Annotated in this window: 17 protein-coding genes; 12 read left to right on the forward strand and 5 right to left on the reverse strand. The window is 34.7% G+C overall.

Annotation, left to right across the window (positions count from 1 at the left end; all coding sequences use genetic code 11):
• The 3 genes from ACXAHM_RS19475 to ACXAHM_RS19485 form a co-directional block, all read right to left on the reverse strand.
• On the reverse strand, positions 1 to 3,709 hold a 3,709-nt coding region (locus tag ACXAHM_RS19475; protein ID WP_474963475.1), incomplete at its 3' end, for a beta-ketoacyl synthase N-terminal-like domain-containing protein.
• Positions 3,710 to 4,345: 636 nt separating this feature from the next.
• Positions 4,346 to 4,909 carry a TerD family protein gene (locus ACXAHM_RS19480; protein WP_474963478.1) on the reverse strand — a complete coding sequence of 188 codons (564 nt, stop codon included), beginning with the start codon at positions 4,907 to 4,909 and terminating at the stop codon, positions 4,346 to 4,348.
• Positions 4,910 to 4,927: 18 nt separating this feature from the next.
• Positions 4,928 to 5,548: a TerD family protein gene (locus tag ACXAHM_RS19485; protein WP_474963482.1), complete on the reverse strand. Its 621-nt coding sequence runs from the start codon at positions 5,546 to 5,548 to the stop codon at positions 4,928 to 4,930.
• A gap of 196 nt (positions 5,549 to 5,744) precedes the next feature.
• Between ACXAHM_RS19485 and ACXAHM_RS19490 the strand changes: the two genes are divergently transcribed.
• The 4 genes from ACXAHM_RS19490 to ACXAHM_RS19505 all read left to right on the forward strand — a co-directional run bounded on the left by ACXAHM_RS19490 (position 5,745) and on the right by ACXAHM_RS19505 (position 8,061).
• Positions 5,745 to 6,860, forward strand: a complete 1,116-nt coding sequence (locus tag ACXAHM_RS19490; RefSeq protein WP_474963486.1) for an FAD-binding domain-containing protein — start codon at positions 5,745 to 5,747, stop codon at positions 6,858 to 6,860.
• The gene (locus ACXAHM_RS19495; RefSeq protein WP_474963490.1) at positions 6,850 to 7,494 is read left to right on the forward strand and encodes a flavin reductase family protein; all 645 of its coding nucleotides are present in this window, start codon (positions 6,850 to 6,852) and stop codon (positions 7,492 to 7,494) included. The genes ACXAHM_RS19490 and ACXAHM_RS19495 overlap by 11 nt, the downstream gene beginning before the upstream one ends.
• Positions 7,491 to 7,631, forward strand: a complete 141-nt coding sequence (locus ACXAHM_RS19500; protein ID WP_474963495.1) for a DUF2256 domain-containing protein — start codon at positions 7,491 to 7,493, stop codon at positions 7,629 to 7,631. The genes ACXAHM_RS19495 and ACXAHM_RS19500 overlap by 4 nt, the downstream gene beginning before the upstream one ends.
• A gap of 127 nt (positions 7,632 to 7,758) precedes the next feature.
• Positions 7,759 to 8,061, forward strand: coding sequence for a hypothetical protein (locus ACXAHM_RS19505; protein ID WP_474963498.1), 303 nt, complete (start codon positions 7,759 to 7,761; stop codon positions 8,059 to 8,061).
• Between the two features lie 52 nt (positions 8,062 to 8,113).
• On the opposite strand, the gene ACXAHM_RS19510 is transcribed toward ACXAHM_RS19505, so the two are convergent.
• Positions 8,114 to 8,722 carry a GDSL-type esterase/lipase family protein gene (locus ACXAHM_RS19510; RefSeq protein WP_474963502.1) on the reverse strand — a complete coding sequence of 203 codons (609 nt, stop codon included), beginning with the start codon at positions 8,720 to 8,722 and terminating at the stop codon, positions 8,114 to 8,116.
• 3 nt (positions 8,723 to 8,725) lie between these two features.
• The gene (locus ACXAHM_RS19515; RefSeq protein WP_474963504.1) at positions 8,726 to 10,696 is read right to left on the reverse strand and encodes a cyclic nucleotide-binding domain-containing protein; all 1,971 of its coding nucleotides are present in this window, start codon (positions 10,694 to 10,696) and stop codon (positions 8,726 to 8,728) included.
• A gap of 305 nt (positions 10,697 to 11,001) precedes the next feature.
• On the opposite strand from ACXAHM_RS19515, the gene ACXAHM_RS19520 reads away from it, so the two are divergent.
• The 8 genes from ACXAHM_RS19520 to ACXAHM_RS19555 all read left to right on the forward strand — a co-directional run bounded on the left by ACXAHM_RS19520 (position 11,002) and on the right by ACXAHM_RS19555 (position 18,093).
• Positions 11,002 to 11,409, forward strand: coding sequence for a phage holin family protein (locus tag ACXAHM_RS19520; RefSeq protein ID WP_474963506.1), 408 nt, complete (start codon positions 11,002 to 11,004; stop codon positions 11,407 to 11,409).
• Positions 11,410 to 11,427: 18 nt separating this feature from the next.
• Positions 11,428 to 11,853 carry a hypothetical protein gene (locus ACXAHM_RS19525; RefSeq protein WP_474963508.1) on the forward strand — a complete coding sequence of 142 codons (426 nt, stop codon included), beginning with the start codon at positions 11,428 to 11,430 and terminating at the stop codon, positions 11,851 to 11,853.
• 139 nt (positions 11,854 to 11,992) lie between these two features.
• Positions 11,993 to 12,229, forward strand: coding sequence for an acyl carrier protein (locus ACXAHM_RS19530; protein WP_044209543.1), 237 nt, complete (start codon positions 11,993 to 11,995; stop codon positions 12,227 to 12,229).
• Positions 12,230 to 12,354: 125 nt separating this feature from the next.
• Positions 12,355 to 13,608 carry a beta-ketoacyl-ACP synthase II gene (fabF, locus tag ACXAHM_RS19535; protein ID WP_474963511.1) on the forward strand — a complete coding sequence of 418 codons (1,254 nt, stop codon included), beginning with the start codon at positions 12,355 to 12,357 and terminating at the stop codon, positions 13,606 to 13,608.
• Between the two features lie 200 nt (positions 13,609 to 13,808).
• On the forward strand, positions 13,809 to 14,552 hold the full coding sequence (gene rnc, locus ACXAHM_RS19540; RefSeq protein WP_474963514.1) for a ribonuclease III: 744 nt from the start codon (positions 13,809 to 13,811) through the stop codon (positions 14,550 to 14,552).
• A 234-nt stretch (positions 14,553 to 14,786) separates the two neighbouring features.
• On the forward strand, positions 14,787 to 15,395 hold the full coding sequence (locus tag ACXAHM_RS19545; RefSeq protein ID WP_474963517.1) for a C40 family peptidase: 609 nt from the start codon (positions 14,787 to 14,789) through the stop codon (positions 15,393 to 15,395).
• 38 nt (positions 15,396 to 15,433) lie between these two features.
• Positions 15,434 to 16,036 (forward strand): C40 family peptidase, encoded by a 603-nt coding sequence (locus ACXAHM_RS19550; RefSeq protein WP_474963519.1) that lies wholly within the window; start codon positions 15,434 to 15,436, stop codon positions 16,034 to 16,036.
• Positions 16,037 to 16,227: 191 nt separating this feature from the next.
• Positions 16,228 to 18,093, forward strand: a complete 1,866-nt coding sequence (locus ACXAHM_RS19555) for a DNA topoisomerase IV subunit B (protein ID WP_474963523.1) — start codon at positions 16,228 to 16,230, stop codon at positions 18,091 to 18,093.
• Positions 18,094 to 18,334 lie beyond the last annotated feature (241 nt).

Consider the following 18,334-nt stretch of genomic DNA (forward strand, 5'->3'; position numbering starts at 1 on the left):
CAGCTTCCATATCCATACCCATTTCTAACATCTCTGAAGGGTAACCAGTCTTCTCAGCGATTACTTCTAATAAAGATGCTTCGATTTCTGCGTTTGTTACGCCACCTTGAGCTGCTGGAGCTGCAGTTTCTTGAACTGGTGCTGCTACGGGAGCCGCCGCCGGTGCAGGAGCTGCTGCTGCTGCTGGTGCTGATGTTGCACCAGCTTTTCCTGAAATGTATTCAGCAATTTGAGCTAATGTTCTTAACTCTGCTAATTCTTGTGGATCTACTCCTTGAACTGATGGATTAGCCTCTGTCATCGCACCGAAGATCTCAACACGCTTGATAGAGTCAATTCCTAAATCAGCTTCCATATCCATACCCATTTCTAACATCTCTGAAGGGTAACCAGTCTTCTCAGCGATTACTTCTAATAAAGATGCTTCGATTTCTGCATTTGATACACCACCTTGAGCAGGTGCTGCTGCTACTGGAGTCGCTGCTGGTGCAGGAGTTGGAGCAACTGTTTCAGCTACTGGCGCTGGAGTCGGCACTTCAACTGGAGCTTGTAACTGCTGTGGAGCAGGTGCTGCTGCTGAAGCTAATTGATTATTTGTTTGCATGTTGAACAACGACGACAACATTTGTTCGATTCGTGATTGTTGTTCAGTTAAACGCTGAATATCTGCTTGGATTTGATCCAATACTGCCTTCTCTGCCATAGAAGCTGAATTTTGTTTCTGACGTAATTTTTCTTCAATAATTTGAGACATGTCTGTTGTCTCAGCAATCACCGTCTCGATTTCCTCAACTAACGGTGCTTTTTGCGAAAGCACTTTTCCTCCCTTCGCTAATATATCTTGGTATTTCTTCTTGAAACCTTCAGTCAAGTAGTTTGTACCTGAAATCTGAACGTTCATTTTTGACTTCGCTCCACCTACTTGAACTGGTCTAGCATAAGGATCAAAGTTTTGAAGTTGAATACCCATTACAGCCAATTGGATAGCTGCCTCTCTCAACTGAACGTCTGAGTTTTTCTTAGGATTAGGGTTCAATGCCACTACTTGGTGATCTTGACCTGCTAAGATTTCAGAAGTTAAGTTTGAAAGAATGTTTTTAGGTCCAAATTCAACGAACACTCTTGCACCTTCTTGGTACATTTTCTCGATTTGCTCTTTGAATTTAACTGGACTTAAAATATGCCTTTTTAATGTTTCTTTAATGAACTGAGGTTGTGCTGGGTAAGCAGAACCTAATGTATTAGAATAAAGCTTTCCTTGAGGGACAGCGATTGTTGTGTTATCTAATACTTCAGCAAATGGTTTAGAAGCATGACCAACATAAGGTGTATGGAATGCGGCAGAAACTGGTAGGATAGTCGCTAATAAGCCTGCTGCTTTTAATTCCGTTTTAAGTGCTTCCAATTCGTTCTTCGCACCACCTAATATTGTTTGTGTACCAGAGTTGATGTTGGCAACTTGTACATTTTGGTATTTACCAATGTACGGTTGAACTGCAACTACATCTGCTTTTACAGCCATCATAGTACCTGCATCTACACCAGCTTGTGCTGACATTGCTTGTCCTCTTTCTTTCGAAAGTTTGATGAACGTTGCTAAGTCAATTGCACCTGAAGCATACAATGCTGAAAGTTCACCATAAGAGTGACCTGCAAAATAGTTTGCTTTAAAGCCTGCGTTTTGTAAAATGTGATACATACCTGCACTTAATGCACCAATTGCTGGCTGCGCATTTTCAGTTTGAGTAAGTACCGCTTGTTGTTGTTTACGCTCCTCATCGCTGAATACAGGAATCGGATATACAGTCTCAGTTAAAGGTTTTTTGTTGCTCGCTTCGAACTCTCCGTTCACTTTCGCAAATACTTCACGAACTTGAGGGAATGACCAAGCGATCTCGTTACCCATATTTGTATATTGAGAACCTTGTCCTGCAAATAAAGCAGCAACATTGTCCTTACCGTTGTAAGCGGCATTTCTATACCAAACATTTAAGATTGGGTTTTTCCACTCTGCTGCGTTAGTATCTTTCGATAATGCAGCAACAAAAGCTTCTAATTTTTTCGTAGCCTCTTCAATTGATGAAGCAACGAAACCAACTCTTGGCTGGTTAGCAGGAACGTTTTCTGCAAATGCTGTAGCTGATACTTCTTTGTAGTATGCTTTAGCGTCTGCACCTGTAAGACCTGCAATATGTTTTTGAGCCAAAGCAACCAATGCAGATGATGATACTTCAGAAAGTAACCATTGTCTGTGGATGTTGTGAACTCTATTTTTCTCGATTGATTGCCCTTTGTACTCCTCTAAAGAGAAGTGAAGGTTTACACCACCAAAACCGAATGCTGATACACCTGCTCTAAGCGGAGTAACTGAATCCTTTTGGAACCAAGGACGAGTTTCAGAGTTGATATAGAATGCTTTCTTCTCAACTTCTAATTTCGGGTTCGGCTTCGTAATATTGATTGTACCTGGAAGGATTTTATGGTGTAATGCTAAAGCCGCTTTAATCATACCTGCTGCACCTGCTGCTGCTTTAGTATGACCAATTTGTGACTTCACAGAACCTAAGGCGATATGATTTGTTTTCACACCATCATCACCGAATACCATACCCATTGATACACCTTCAGATGCATCACCTGCGTTAGTACCCGTACCGTGTGCTTCAATTAAACCTACAGTTGATGGATCATAACCTGCTTCCTCATATGCTCTTCTCATCGCTAAAGCTTGACCTGAAGGACGAGGTGCATATACTGACTTATAACGACCATCAGAAGAACCACCGATACCGTTTACTACAGCATATATTTTGTCTCCATCACGCTCAGCATCTTCTAAACGCTTCATGACCATCATACCCACACCTTCACCGATCAACATACCGTCACCATCTTGGTCGAATGGACGAATGCTACCTTTACGAGAGAATGCAGGCGTTTTTGAGAATGACATGTACATGAATGGTGAGTTATCAGTATCCACACCACCAGTAATCATCATGTCTGCTCTTTTTTCTACTAATTCAGCCACTGCCATTTTGATAGCAGATAAAGAAGCCGCACAAGCCGCATCTACTACTGAATTGATACCACCAAAGTCGAAACGGTTGGCGATACGACCAGAAATTACGTTACCTAATAAACCTGGGAATGAGTTTTCTGTCCACGGCACGAATGCAGCTTTCATTTTCTCAATTGCCACTGCGATTTGCTCTTCTGGCATACCCATTGACTCTAATGCTCTTCTCCATACAGGGTACTGTAAACGAGCTGTCAAAGGAATGATTAGCTTTTGACCACCGCCAACGCCAAGAATTACACCAGTTCTTTCTCTTAACTCTGCTTTTAACGCATCTGAACCTGGAGCATAACCTGAATCGATTAAAGCGTCTTTTGCTACAGCAAGGCCCAATAATTGAGAAGCATCAGTTACCTCTAAGATGTTTGGCGGTAAACCAAACTCCATTGGATTAAAATCGATTTTTGGAACGAAGCCACCTACTTTACAGTAAGTTTTGTCTTCTGCTAATGGGTTCGGATCATAGTAATCGTCAATTTTCCAACGATCATCAGGAACTTCCTTGATACAATCCACACCTTGGATGATGTTCTCCCAGTACTTCTCTAGGTTCTCAGAGTCTGCAAAAACAGATGCCATACCAACAATGGCAATCGGCGTTTCTTTAAGCAGTTGGTTTGTGTCTGTCATATCTTTTATTCTTGGAATAGTACAATTTTAAAATCACACTACTCATTATTGTTCAATGTTAGCTTCAAAAGTTGTCTGTTTTAGTACTGTTTTTAGTCCAGTTGAAACACTCAATTCTTTTGAAATTCGCTTGTATAACAAGTGTACATTCAAATTTGTGACAGTATTTTCGAAAAAAATAAAAATTAGACATTATTAAAAAATGAATAACTTCTCATTCATAGATTAGAAAAATGCAATAAATAAAAGATGATGTTTGCATTGTAGAAGTGATTATTCATTCATAGCATGTATTTAACATTATTGAATAGATAATTAAAAAATGTGAAAAAAAATTCCACCTGTCACATTAACAAAAAAAGGGGCTAAATAGCAGTATAAGTTGAATTAATATAAAACTCGAAAGATTGAAAACCTTTTTAGAGTTAGTTCTCAGAGTTTAAAATGATTTACTGACGAATCAGTCTAGATGATACGTTAATAAGAAGTCTCTTAAAATTGTTTTTTAAATGCTTATTAGTGATGATTCTCATTGAATTTTTATAAAAATCAAAAACTAAAAATGTTCATATTGAAAGGGTAAAAAAAAGAGACCTAATTTTTATTAAGTCTCTTCTTAGGGTTTATCACAGTTTACTAAACATATTGATCTACGTATCCTTGTAAACCAATTCTACTACCTTCACCTACTGCTTTAAAAGTCCATTCTCTTCCAGTCTTCACCAACCTACCAAATTCCATATCTGTTGCTGTTCCAAAACTTTCTTTATTCAAATTGAATTTCAAAATCTCTTTTTGCTGATCTACGTCTACAATTCTTATGTAAGCATTCGATAACATTCCAAAGTGATGGTTTAAAACATCTGCGTTATGTATTGATGCTACAAAAATTAATTCTTGAATTGAAGGATTAATTTGAGATAAGTAGGCTAAAATCATTTCGTCATCTCCATCACCTTCCCCATCTCTATTGTCGCCAGTGTGTTCTACACTTTTATCTGGAGATGTGAGGTTATTGTAAAAAATGAAATATTCATCTGCGGGTAGTTTACCATTTTCACCAACCATAAAAACAGAAATATCTAAATCTAATGAGTTACCAGGAACAATATCCCAACCAATACCCAACATGACTTTATCTAGCTTAACATTATCTTTCATCAAGTTAAGCTTACTTCCTTTCTTTAAGTTAATGCCCATATTAATCTAATGTGATTTTTAGTAGTTTTCCTTAATATGTAAAATTGTTTCTGAAATATCTTTTGCAGCAATTGGTGTTCCAATTACTTCAAATTCCCAACAGTTATTTTTTAATACTAAACGTCCCATCAACATTGAAACATATTTTGCATATTCCTCAGAGGCTGATAAATTAAAGTTAGCCAAACATTCGTTCTGAGAATAGATATTAATTTCCGTAAAAGGTATTTTTGAAAAGTTCTGTTGACTGTAGGAATTCAGGTACAAATAAAGTTGAGTTACATTGCTTTGTATATTTTTTAGATCTATCCAAATAATCTCATTATCTAAACCATCATTTCCATTAATATCACCTTCTAAATCATCTCCAAAATGCTTAATTGCACCATCTGGAGAGGATAATTTATTATAAAAAACAGTGTAAAGGTGTTTCATATTATCATCGAATGCAGATAAACTGGCATCTAAATCTACTGAAGTTGTAACTGGGATAAAATTTAAAAATTTCTTTTTGATTGCTCCCCAGTTTACACCTACTCTAACAAAATCTAATGAGTTACCATTGTCTTTTATTAAAGATATTTTACTTCCTTTTTTTAGTGTTATTTTTGTTTTTTTCTGCAGTTCAATGTTATTCATATTTATATAAATAGTGGTGAAAAAATTTAGTTACAAAGTAGTTTAGTTCTTAACTCAACTGTAATATAAAATATTATTTAACGTAATTTTAATAATATAAGTTGTAATTTTTTTGTTTTTTTATCTCCACTTTTCTGAAAACAATTTACAATACTATTCTATTATTAAGGTAATTACTTTTAACAATGTGTATTGTATGAATAAGAAATTAAGTTTCCCCACTCATTATTCTTCTATCATCGATATCCTTAACCAATATTCTCCTGATCGTTATGGAGCTTCACGAAATTATATTGATGGAGATGTCTCTTATTTATCTCCTTATATTTCACGAGGAGTAATTTCTACGAAGTTTGTTGTTTCTCATTTAGTGCAAAAAGGATATAATTTAAGGAAAATAGAAAAGTTTGTACAAGAATTAGCATGGCGGGATTATTGGCAACAGATATGGATTCACAAAGAAGTTGATCATGACTTGAGACATGTACAACCTAATGTCGCACATCATAAAATACCCTCAGCTGTCATCAATGCAACAACTGGTATTTCTTTTCTTGATCATGAAATAAAACAATTAGAAGATGTTGGCTACGTTCATAATCATTCTAGGATGTATTTATCCATGTTGATATGTAATATTGGTCAATCGCATTGGAAGAAACCTGCTCAATGGATGTATTACCATTTATTGGATCATGACTGGGCTAGTAATGCATTGAGTTGGCAATGGGTTTCTGGAGCAAATAGTCATAAAAAATACATTGCAAACCAAGCTAACATCAATAAATACACTCACACTGATCAGAAGTATACATTTTTAGATACATCTTATGAAGAAATTGAAAAATTAAGTATTCCAGAAAGTTTAAAAGAGTGTAGTGATATTGAATTTAAAACTCAACTCCCTTCAGCTGCATTAATTTCAATAGATAAAGAAATACCAACCTTTATTTACAACTCATATAACTTAGATCCATTATGGAATAATGATATCGAAGGAAATAGAATACTTTTATTAGAACCATCACATTTTGATAAATATCCCATTAGTTCTAAAGTATTAGATTTTATCTTAGCCTTATCAAAAAATATTGACGGTATACAACTCTATGTTGGAGAATTTACAGTATTAGAAAAAGAACTTCAATCTTCCCCTATTTATTACAAAGAGCATCCTACTGTTCATCATTACAAGGGAACAGAAGAAAGTAGAGATTGGATCTCCAATGTCAAAGGGTATTATCCTTCTTTTTTCAAGTTTTGGAAGTTAGTCAAAAAAGAAATTTTTAAATCCTATTCTCATGCTGTATAACAAAGAAGAAATTGAAAAATTAGAGTTTGGTTATAAGATCAATTTAATCAATTCTATCACTGGTATAAAACCAGCTAATTTAATAGGTACTTGTGATGAAAATAAACAAGAGAATTTAGCCATTTTCAGTTCAGTTTTTCACTTGGGAAGTAATCCACCGTTGATTGGATTTATTACAAGACCTTCACAAAAAGGTCCAAGACACACGTTAGAAAATATACTTCAACAAAAATATTATTCAATCAATCACATTCCTACTTCAAAAGTAGAAAATGCACACTATACTTCTGCTAAATTTGAAAAAGGAATTTCTGAATTTTCCACTTGTGGTTTTACTACTGAATATTATACTACATTACCCTGCCCATTTGTTAAAGAAAGTAGTATACAAATTGGTTTACAATTAGAAGAATTGATACCTGTAAAAGCGAATAATACTACAATTGTTGTTGGTAAAATATGCTTTATTAATATAAAAAATGATGATTTTGTAGATTTTGAAGGAAATTTAGATTTAACTAATGCGAAAACCGCTGCTGTTTCTGGTCTTCATTCTTATTACTCATTAAATCAAATTGGAAGTTTCCCAAAAGCTACATTGGAATCACCTTTTCTAAAAACCAAAGTAGAATGAAAAAGCAAGATTTACCTACTAAAATATGTTGTGTTTGTCAGCGACCTTTTACTTGGAGAAAAAAATGGAAAAAAGTTTGGGAGGAGGTAAAATATTGTAGCGAAAAATGTCGTAGAAATAAGAATCTTGTAGATTAAAAAAAGAATTGATTTCGTAATAAGTCTCAATTTCTTGAATGTTTCTAAAATCTGAATTTTCAGCGAACCTTTTCGAGTAAATTTACATTATATTTGCAGACACTTATTTAATCATATAATTTATAGTATGGCCTCAACAAGAACTTGTCCTAGATGTAAGAGCAGAATTCCAGATGCAGACTTCTCAAGTCACTTAGTAAGATGTGATGGAAGTGGTTCAGTAGTGACTGCAGAAGTAGAAGAATCTGTTGCTAGAGAAAAGAAGAATAAAGAGACTAAAAAAAGAGCAACTACTGCTAGAAAGAAAGCAGCTCCGAAAAGAGTAATTGGACCAGAAATTCAAATGCTAATGAATAAGTTTAAGATGACTGCAGAAGATGCGGAAATGTTCTTACAACAAAATCCAAATTACTTCAATAAAGGAGAATAAATACATTTATAAAAGAATAGCCTACTCGTCAAAGTAGGCTATTTTTTTATGCTTATAATTCTTCTTGAATCACTTCCCTCCAAATCTCATACCCTTCAGGCCTCATATGTAACATATCTTCTTCAAATAGGTCTGGCCTGCTTTTGCCATCTTCATTAATCATTGGTGAGTAGATATCCACATAACTAATATTTTTCAAAGTATGTATCGCTTCCTTTACTAAGAAATTAGCTTTTTCTATTTCAGATTGAATAGTGTCTTTACTTGGACTTGGTTTGATAGATAAATACTTGATCGGTAGATCTTCTCCATATTTATATCTTATTTGTCCGTATAAACTCTCAAATGAAAACAATATATCTTCTGCTTTCTGACCACCACCCAAATCATTATCTCCAGCATAAATGAAAATGCTTTTGGGTGCTTCTATTTCCTTGAATAATGGATTAAAATATAATGAACATGCTTCAAGTGTAGAACCTCCAAAACCAAGATTTAGAATTTCATTATTTTTCAAATCCTCTCTCACAGTTGACCACAGTCTGAAAGAAGAACTTCCATAAAAAACAATGGGATTCTTAATTTTCGGCTGATTTTGAATATTTCTTTTTAATTCTGGTAATCCCTCCTCTTTGTAAAATTGTATTTCTTCTGGTGTCATATTTTAATTGTTTTCCACTAAATCAATAGCTTCTTCCACATATGTTCTATATTTTTTTGAATAACCACTTAGGAATGTTCTTAGTTCCTCTTTAAAAGGTTTATTTCCAGGTAAAACTTCTGAAAGTCTAAATGCAGGTTTTATCACTACTCCTAATTTTGTTTTACTCATTCTTTTATCAAAAAAAGCTAATGCAATAGGCACTATTAATGGATCTATTTCCGAATGGTTGGCAATCATAAAAGCTCCCGGTTTAAACTCTACTGGAGATTGATGTGTTTCTCTACTTGTTCCTTCAGGACTCAAGATTAAGTTCGTTCCTTCTTTTAGTTTTTGACTTGCTTCATCAAAGAAAGCATTTCGAATTGCTCTTTTTTCTTCAACTGTCATCGACGTAGGGTCTGAATCAGCTGTTCTTACTCCCAAATGACCTAGTTTATTGTAATAATCCTGATGTCCATATTCAGGACCTTTCCCTATTCTTACCACCCTTAATCCAGAATCTTTATAATACTTATACAAAAGCATTGAAATAAAGTGTGAGTCTAAAGTGATCTGAAAATTATTAGGTAACGTATAATAAGGATGATTTAATAGATGATTATAAATAAATATATTTCCTGTTTCCGATGGAATATTTTCTAAACCATTAATTTTTATATCCAAATAAGCGATGGCTTGTTCAAAAAGTTCAGAGCATTCATTTCTTAATAAAGAAGGGGCTGAGTTTGTTGGTGCCTTAATCACATGATCTGTCATTTTCTTTAACCCCTCCAAAAATAGATATTCCTTTCGAAGTGGATTTGTTACTTTAACAAACAGATTGGCTAAACTTTTTTCTTGGCCTATTCCTGATTTACTTAATTGATCCAATACATCGAATGCCATTCCTTGCGTCAATTTTTCCGACAATAGAAGAGGTATTTTGTGAATATCTGAACATACACTTAATTGTGCTCCCGCTTGATCGATCATCGTTTGAATAGTTAACAATTCTCGATCATACGTTTGTGTAATCACCTGAGCTCGAATTGCTTTCAAAGCGCTACCAAGCAACCATAATAAACGGTACATAAAAACCATTCCTAAGCTTGGAAATTCACTATACAATACTAATAAATCAATTCTTTGAATTTCTAAGACTTCAATAGGTTCTAATACGACCAATTCCATTGTATTTGGAATTGCATCAAAACTAGCAGCACTCCATAAGATGACCTGTCCTTTTTCTTGTAAAATATCTGAAGTATAAACTTCTCCATTTGGTTTTACATAATTCAAGGCTACCTTTCCACTTTTCAATACCATAAAGCGGTTAGACTTCTCTCCTTTTGACAAAAGCTTCTCACCTTGCCTATACATTTTATTGTCTGAAATATTCGCCAATTTCATCAAATGCCAATCTGAAAAAGGGTTAAAGAAGGAACTTTGACGAAAAAATTCAAGATCAGATTCTTTGGGGCCCTTATCTTGAAAAGACGTATATGTCTTACTGTTTTCAAAACTAGTTGTTGACAACGGAATTGACTCTTTAATCCATACACTTCTTGCATCTCTTAATAGATGTGTACTAAATAATAAGGTTGAGGATAGAAAATGCATTCCTATCTGTGGATGATTATCAAATAACGCTCTCAACTTTACATTATCCCATGCCACTACTTCTGTTGTACCGATTGCTTTAGCAGTGGTCGCAAAACGATAAGGTTCTCTAAAGCCAGACCAACCTATCGGTGTACCTTTTTGATCATTTTCTCCAACTCTCAATGCTCCACGTTGATCACCGACATTTAATTGATATTCAACTTTTCCAGAAAAAAGGATATAAAAAGTCTCTGCAGTAGAAAACTGTAGGGTAATAATCTCATCATTTTCAAAAGTATTAAATGATGCTTCATTAGCAAGTAGCTCTAGTTCGGTTAAACTCAGTCGTTCGGCAAAAGGCAGTTGTTGTAGTCTAGAAATAAGGGACATAGAAAGTGTCAGATTAGTAATTCAATGGTTTTTCAATTTGTAAATTACTGTTTAATTAGAAATGAAACAAAAGGATAAATTACACTTATTACAACTTATTCTATTTATTAAAAGTAAGACTTAAGGCTATAATTCCTAACTTATAGTAGCATCAAGGGAATGTAAAATAACTAGAAAAGAGTAAGAATTTTAATCGTATGGTAGGAATGATTTTCAGCTATTCTTATATATTTGTTTATAATTGAGTTTTAAGATTACATTTTTTACCCTTTCACTATATTTAAATTAGGGAATAATCTTTTTATATGTCTAGAACAAAACATCTAAGAAATAAAATCTTTTCAGAAGAGGAACAGGCCTATCAGAAAGAGAGATTTGACAAAATCATCAATGCAATAGTTAAGCTAATTGAGACTTATGCAAAGCTCTTTAGTATTCAACTGAAAACAGGACTTGCAAGTGGTTTATCATTGATTGTGATTTTCGTAATCATGCTTACATTCCTCACACTTGCTTTTGCTTTTTTTGCATTAGGATTCGCCATGTTTATAAACTATATATTCTCATGGCCTGCATTTGCTGGTTTTTCGATCGTAGGTTTTTTCTGTGTACTCATTTTTGGAGTCGCAGTATATTATACAAAAGCATTAAGAACACAATTCTTAATTTGGATTGATCAGGCAATTGATCAATTACAAAATGAGGAAGACTAATTTTTTTGCCCTAGAAATATGAACAATACAAAGAAAAATAAAATTAGAGAGAAGCTTAATGCTGAGAAAGCCTCTTTAAGAGAACAAACAAAAATTGCACAAAAGGATCTTGTAGATTTGGCACAAGGAACAGTATCCGAAACCAAACAAGATATCAAAAAGGTTTTGACATATGGTGCAGCATTAGTTGTAACGTATGGAGTGTCGCAATGGGCGCTTCGAATTCAAAAAAATAGAAGCCAAAAAAAATATATTAAGAAAATTTCAAAATTGGAGAATACCAATACGAAAGGGAAAAAGAAAGTCATTTCAAATCCGCATGATAGTAAGGTACCTTCTTTTGGAAAAATGTTACGAAACGAAGCTACAATTTTCTTAATGGGAGTTGCTAAGAAAGAAATTTTGAATTATTTAGAAACTCGCAAAGAAAACAAGAAGAAATAAACACCCTAAAAATCAATGAGTTACAGAGTTTCCCGTATGCAAGCATAACATATTGGTGTTGTTAGTAGTTAAGATATTTGCACTTATAAATCTTAATTCATTTCTTTGCATCTAAATTGGTCAACTAAAAGTTATTAAGATGTCCGAAATTGCAGAAAAAGTAAAACAAATTATCGTTGATAAGCTTGGTGTAGAAGAATCAGATGTAACACCAGAGGCTTCATTCACAAACGATTTAGGTGCAGACTCACTTGACACTGTTGAGTTAATCATGGAATTCGAAAAGGAGTTTAACACTTCTATTCCTGATGATCAAGCAGAAAGCATCACAACTGTAGGTAACGCAATCGAATACCTTGAAGAGAACGTAAAGTAATTTACACTCCCTTTAAAATAAGCGACCACGTCGCTAGCGAACCTGATAGTGCCGGTACCTCAGTAAACACTAGGTACTAAATCTGTCAGGTTTGTCTTTTTGGGGTCCTCCAAAATCAAAATCTTATGAACGCTAGAAGAGTTGTAATAACTGGAATTGGTGCGTTAACACCACTAGGCAACACTGTAGAAGAATACTGGACAAACTTAGAAAAAGGAGTTAGCGGAGCTGCTCCAATCACTAAATTTGATGCCTCTAAATTCAAAACTCAATTTGCTTGCGAGGTAAAAGACTTCGTAGCAACAGATTATATAGACCGTAAAGAGGTTCGTAAAATGGACCTTGTGAGCCAATATGGCGTTGCGGCAACACAACAAGCCCTTGATGATTCAGGAATAGACTTAGACGCTGTCAACAAAGAGCGTTTTGGTGTAATCTGGGGTTCAGGAATTGGTGGTTTAAAGTCATTCCAAGACGAAGTTTCTACTTTCGCTACTGGTGATGGTACTCCTCGTTTTAACCCTTTCTTTATTCCAAAGATGATTCCTGACTTGATTCCTGGTCATATTTCAATGACTTGGGGATTAAAAGGACCAAACTTCACAACTGTATCTGCATGTGCTTCTGCAACAAATGCAATGGTAGATGCTTTTAACTATATCCGTTTTGGAATGGCAGACCTTTTCGTAACAGGAGGTTCTGAGGCTGCAGTTTGCGAAGCTGGTATTGGTGGTTTCAATGCATTACGTGCTTTATCTACTCGTAATGATGATCCTGCTGGTGCTTCTAGACCATTTGATGCTACTAGAGATGGTTTTGTACTTGGTGAAGGTGCCGGTGCATTTATCTTCGAAGAACTTGAGCATGCAAAAGCTAGAGGTGCAAAAATTTATGGTGAAGTGATTGGTGGTGGTATGACTGCTGATGCTTATCATATGACTGCTCCACACCCTGACGGAGAAGGTTCAAGCAGAGTAATGGTTGAGGCCATGAAAGACGCTGGAATCACTACTAAAGATATTGATTATATCAATGTTCACGGTACTTCTACTCCACTTGGTGATATCGGAGAAGTAAATGCTATTAAAAAAGTGTTTGGAGATGATGCTTATGACTTAAACATCTCTTCTACTAAATCTATGACAGGTCACCTTCTTGGTGCTGCTGGTGCAGTAGAAGCTTTAGCATGTTTATTGGCGATCAACAAAGGTGTTATTCCTCCAACTATCAATAATACTACTCCTGATGAGAAATTAGATCCAAAATTAAACTGCACGTTCAATGAAGCACAAAAGCGTGATGTAAATATCGCTCTGTCAAATACGTTCGGTTTTGGAGGTCATAACTTCTCGATGGTATTCAAAAAGTACGCTGAGTAATCGCTACTTTTCACAATAAAAACCCGTTAGTTTTCTATAATTCTAACGGGTTTTTTATTTTCTGTAAAAAAAACTTTATTATTTTTATATGTCCCTACAAAAAAAAGAGTTGAAATAAAACACCTAACTTATAGATATTTTTTACATTTTTGGGGGATTGTTTTTTACTCCTCGAATTTATCGAGACAATAATTTGATCAATGATTTTAGGAAAATTCTTAAAACGATGGGTCACGCCTTATAATGAGCAGGAGAAAAAATTAGCTAAAGTAGTTTCTAGAATTATTGGCCGAAAGCCTTATAATATCAAACTATACCACTTGGCAATGCAACATACCTCAGTTGCATTTGAAAGTGGAGCGATGAAAGGATTTAAAGAATCAAATGAGCGCCTCGAATATTTAGGTGATGCTGTATTAGGTTCTGTAGTTGCTGAATATTTATTTAAGCGTTATCCTTATAAAGACGAAGGTTTTCTTACAGAGATTCGTTCTCGTATTGTAAACAGAGAGTCATTAAATCGATTAGCTGTGAAAATTGGACTAAGTCAAATGGTGGCTTTTGAAGGTAGAAAAAATTCTGCTTTGAGTCATAAATCCATTTATGGTGATGCGATGGAAGCATTCATCGGAGCTGTTTACTTAGATCGTGGTTTCAGATTTACGCGTAGATTTATCATCTATAAATTATTGATGATGCACTATGATATTGAAGAAATTATTGCCACTACAACCAATTTCAAAAGTCTCATTATTGAGTGGGCTCAAAAAAATAGTAAAGTCGTAGAGTTTACTGTTTCAAAGCAAGGAGGAAAAGACGGGAAACAATTCAAAGTCAATTTAATTATTGATGGAGAAGTACAAGCAATTGGTTCTGGCTACAGTAAAAAGAAAGCCGAACAAGATGCTGCCCGTAAAACTTGTGAAGCGCTGACACTCGCTTAAAATATGTCAACCCTATCAAAAAAGGCCCTTTTAGAACTAAAATTCTAAGAGGGCTTTTATCTTTTTTGTATCTTTAGTTAAATTTAATGAGTGATTTAGTCAAATAATTCTTCTTATAGTTATTGACTTACTAATTAACCTTGAAGTTAAGTTGGCGCAAAATTTCAATATAATTTTGTAACAATTACCAAGTAATTACGTCTTTACAGTTTCTTTCACCGCTCTTGATTAATTATGAAGAATACGAAATATATACTTTTTGCCATCGCATTATTATCGATTTCACTTCAGTCTTGTGAGTTTGGTAAACAATATACCTATACTACAAGACAAGGAAGACTTGATGATGTTAATCAACAGAAATTAGCTGACTTAGGCGTAGTAAATACTACTCCAAACTCTTCTCCTTCTCCTAGTTCGTCCTCGGCACCTACTCCAACTCCAAATCCTGTTAATGTGAAAGGAAAGGCTAAAATTGCCATTAATACGGCTTGGAAATATGAAGGTGTTAAATATTCAATGGGAGGAACTACCAAAAAAGGTATGGATTGTTCAGGATTAATGTTAATTTCATGGCAAGCAGCTAATGTACAATTACCTCGGGTTTCATCAGAACAGGCAAAGAAAGGAAAGCCTGTATCTTTTAATAATTTACAACCAGGCGACTTAGTATTTTTCCACCCTCATGGGGGGACTCGTATTAATCATGTAGGAATGGTAACAGAAGTAGATGGAGATAAAACATACTTTATTCATGCTTCAACTTCTAAAGGTGTGATGGAAAGTGAGTTGACAAGTGCCTACTGGAAAGGGATATTTAGCAGAGCAAGACGAGTTCATTAAACTATTAATAATAAAACTTCATAAATAATTTTCAAAAAATGAATAAAACAGTTCAATATTATCTACAATTTACTTTAGCAATACTTTTATTTTCATGTAATGATAAGGCTACAAATGAATCAACAACAAATACTGAAACAACTTCAGTAGAAACGACTTCAAATTCTAGCGAAAATGTACTTACAACAACATCACCTAGTACTACTACAAATGTTTCTTTAGTGGAAGAAAATAATACTGTAGCAATGACTCATTCACAAAAAGCTCAACTTGCTGTTCAAACAGCTGTTGGTTTAATCGGTACTCCTTATCAATCTGCTGGAGTAAGCAGTAAAGGTATTGATGCGAGTGGATTAACAATGTTATCTTGGAGTGCAGCTGGAATTACAATTCCTAGAATTAGTACTGAACAAGCAAAACAAGGTCTAAAAGTTTCTACAGCTGAATCTCAACCTGGAGATTTAATCTTTTTCAGCCAACAAAAAGGGAGCAAAAAAATATCAAATTGTGGTATTATCAGTAAGGTAGATGAGCAAGGACTTCATTTTGTATATACTTCCTCTAAAGACGGTGTAAAAGAAGTACCTATGTCTCCTTACTGGAAAGACCGTTTAGTAGTGATTAGAAGAATTGTTGAATAGTCTCTTGACTGTTTTCAACATTTTTTTATATTTCAATCATCGTTTTTGAATATCATTTTTTTGAGCATTACTTTTTTGATCAAAAAATGATGATTTAACCTCATAAATGATTAAAAATAAGACAAATTCATCTTTAAAGATTCTTTTTGTTTAATTTTAGAACTATTATTGTGAGGAAAGCATAATATACTATGGCAGAAAATAATCATAATTACGACGAGAACAGTATTAAATCACTGGACCCTCGTGAACATATACGCTTGAGACCAGGTATGTATATCGGTAAATTAGGTGACGGTTCGGCACCTGATGATGGTATATATGTCCTTGTTAAAGAAGTAGTGGATAACAGTATTGACGAACACATGATGGGCTTTGGTAAGCAAATCGATGTGACCGTTGATGAAGGAGCTGTACTTGTAAAAGATTACGGTAGAGGTATTCCTTTGGGTAAAGTGATCGACTGTGTATCCAAAATTAATACAGGTGCAAAGTATGACTCTTCGGCCTTTCAAAAATCTGTAGGTTTGAATGGTGTAGGTACGAAAGCTGTCAATGCACTCTCTAACTTTTTTAGAGCTCAATCTGTAAGAAACGGTGAAAAGAAAGTAGCAGAGTTTGAAGCTGGAAAATTGACACACGATTATCCAATCGCTTCATCAAACGAGAAAAACGGTACTACAATCTATTTCAAGCCTGACGATACGATTTTCAAAAACTACCGTTTCCTTCCTGATTATTTAGATGATTTATTCTGGAATTATGCTTATTTGAATTCTGGTTTGACATTAAAACTTAATCAGAAAACATATCTTTCGAAAAATGGTCTTCGTGATCTTTTAGAAAGAAAAACGAATGCAGAACAAATTCGCTACCCTATTGTCCACTTTAAAGGTGATGATATTGAATTTGCTTTCACCCACTCAAATCAGTACGGTGAAAACTATCATTCTTTCGTAAACGGTCAGAATACTACTCAAGGTGGTACTCACCTTTCTGCATTCCGTGAGTCAATTGTAAAAACTGTACGCGATTTCTTCGGTAAAAACTTTGATGCGGCAGATATCAGAGCTTCTATCGTTGCTGCTGTTTCAGTAAGAGTACAAGAACCTGTATTCGAATCACAAACGAAAACAAAATTAGGATCTACGCATATTGCTCCTGACGGTCCTACTTTAAGAACGTTCGTCAATGAATATGTTCATAAAGTATTGGATAATTTCCTTCACAAAAATCCTGAGACTGCTCAAGCATTATTAAAACGTATTCAGCAATCTGAACGTGAACGTAAGGAAATTGCAGGTGTAAAGAAAATCGCAAATGAAAGAGCGAAAAAGGCAAATCTACATAACAAGAAATTAAGAGATTGCCGTAAGCACTTCAATGATAAAAAAGGCGAAGAAGAAGATAAAAGAAATACAACTTTGTTCATTACCGAGGGTGACTCAGCATCAGGTAGTATAACAAAGTCTCGTGATGTTCAATCACAAGCCGTATTTAGTTTGAGAGGTAAGCCTCTAAACTCTTTTGGTTTGACAAAGAAAGTCGTGTACGAAAATGAGGAATTTAATTTGCTCCAACACGCCTTAAATATTGAAGACGGGATTGATGGTTTAAGATACAATAGAGTAGTAATTGCGACCGATGCCGATGTAGATGGTATGCACATTCGATTGTTGATCTTAACTTTCTTCCTTCAATTCTTCCCAGAATTAGTTGAAAAAGGTCATATCTATATTTTAGAAACACCTTTATTCAGAGTTAGAAATAAAAAGAAGACCATCTATTGCTACACTGACGAAGAACGTGTAAAAGCAATTGCAGAGTTAGGTACTAAGCCTGAGATTACCCGATTTAAGGGATTGGGTGAGATCTCTCCTGACGAATTCAGTGGTTTTATTGGAGAAAATATCCGTTTAGAACCTGTTATCCTAAGTGAAGACAGTAATACTAAACAATTACTTCAATACTACATGGGTAAAAATACGATGGACCGTCAACGCTTTATTATTGACAACCTTCGCGTAGAAAGAGATGAAGTGGAAGCTGTAAGCTAGTGACCTCAACATACTTATGAACAAAAAGGGTAGACATCTTTTTAGAGATGTCTACCCTTTTTTAGGACTAATTTTCAAGAAAGCTGGAGTGAAACACCCTTTCCTTCTTCTAATAACGTGTAACTATTTAAAACCATTAATTTAGGCACTCTAACTTTCTAAGTTTCAAGTGCTAAACTACTAATACTACTATATTTGACACTGTGCCAATAGTAATTCAAAAATAGCCCTAAAAAACATA

This window comes from Flammeovirga sp. AWQ4_249, from assembly GCF_056161045.1.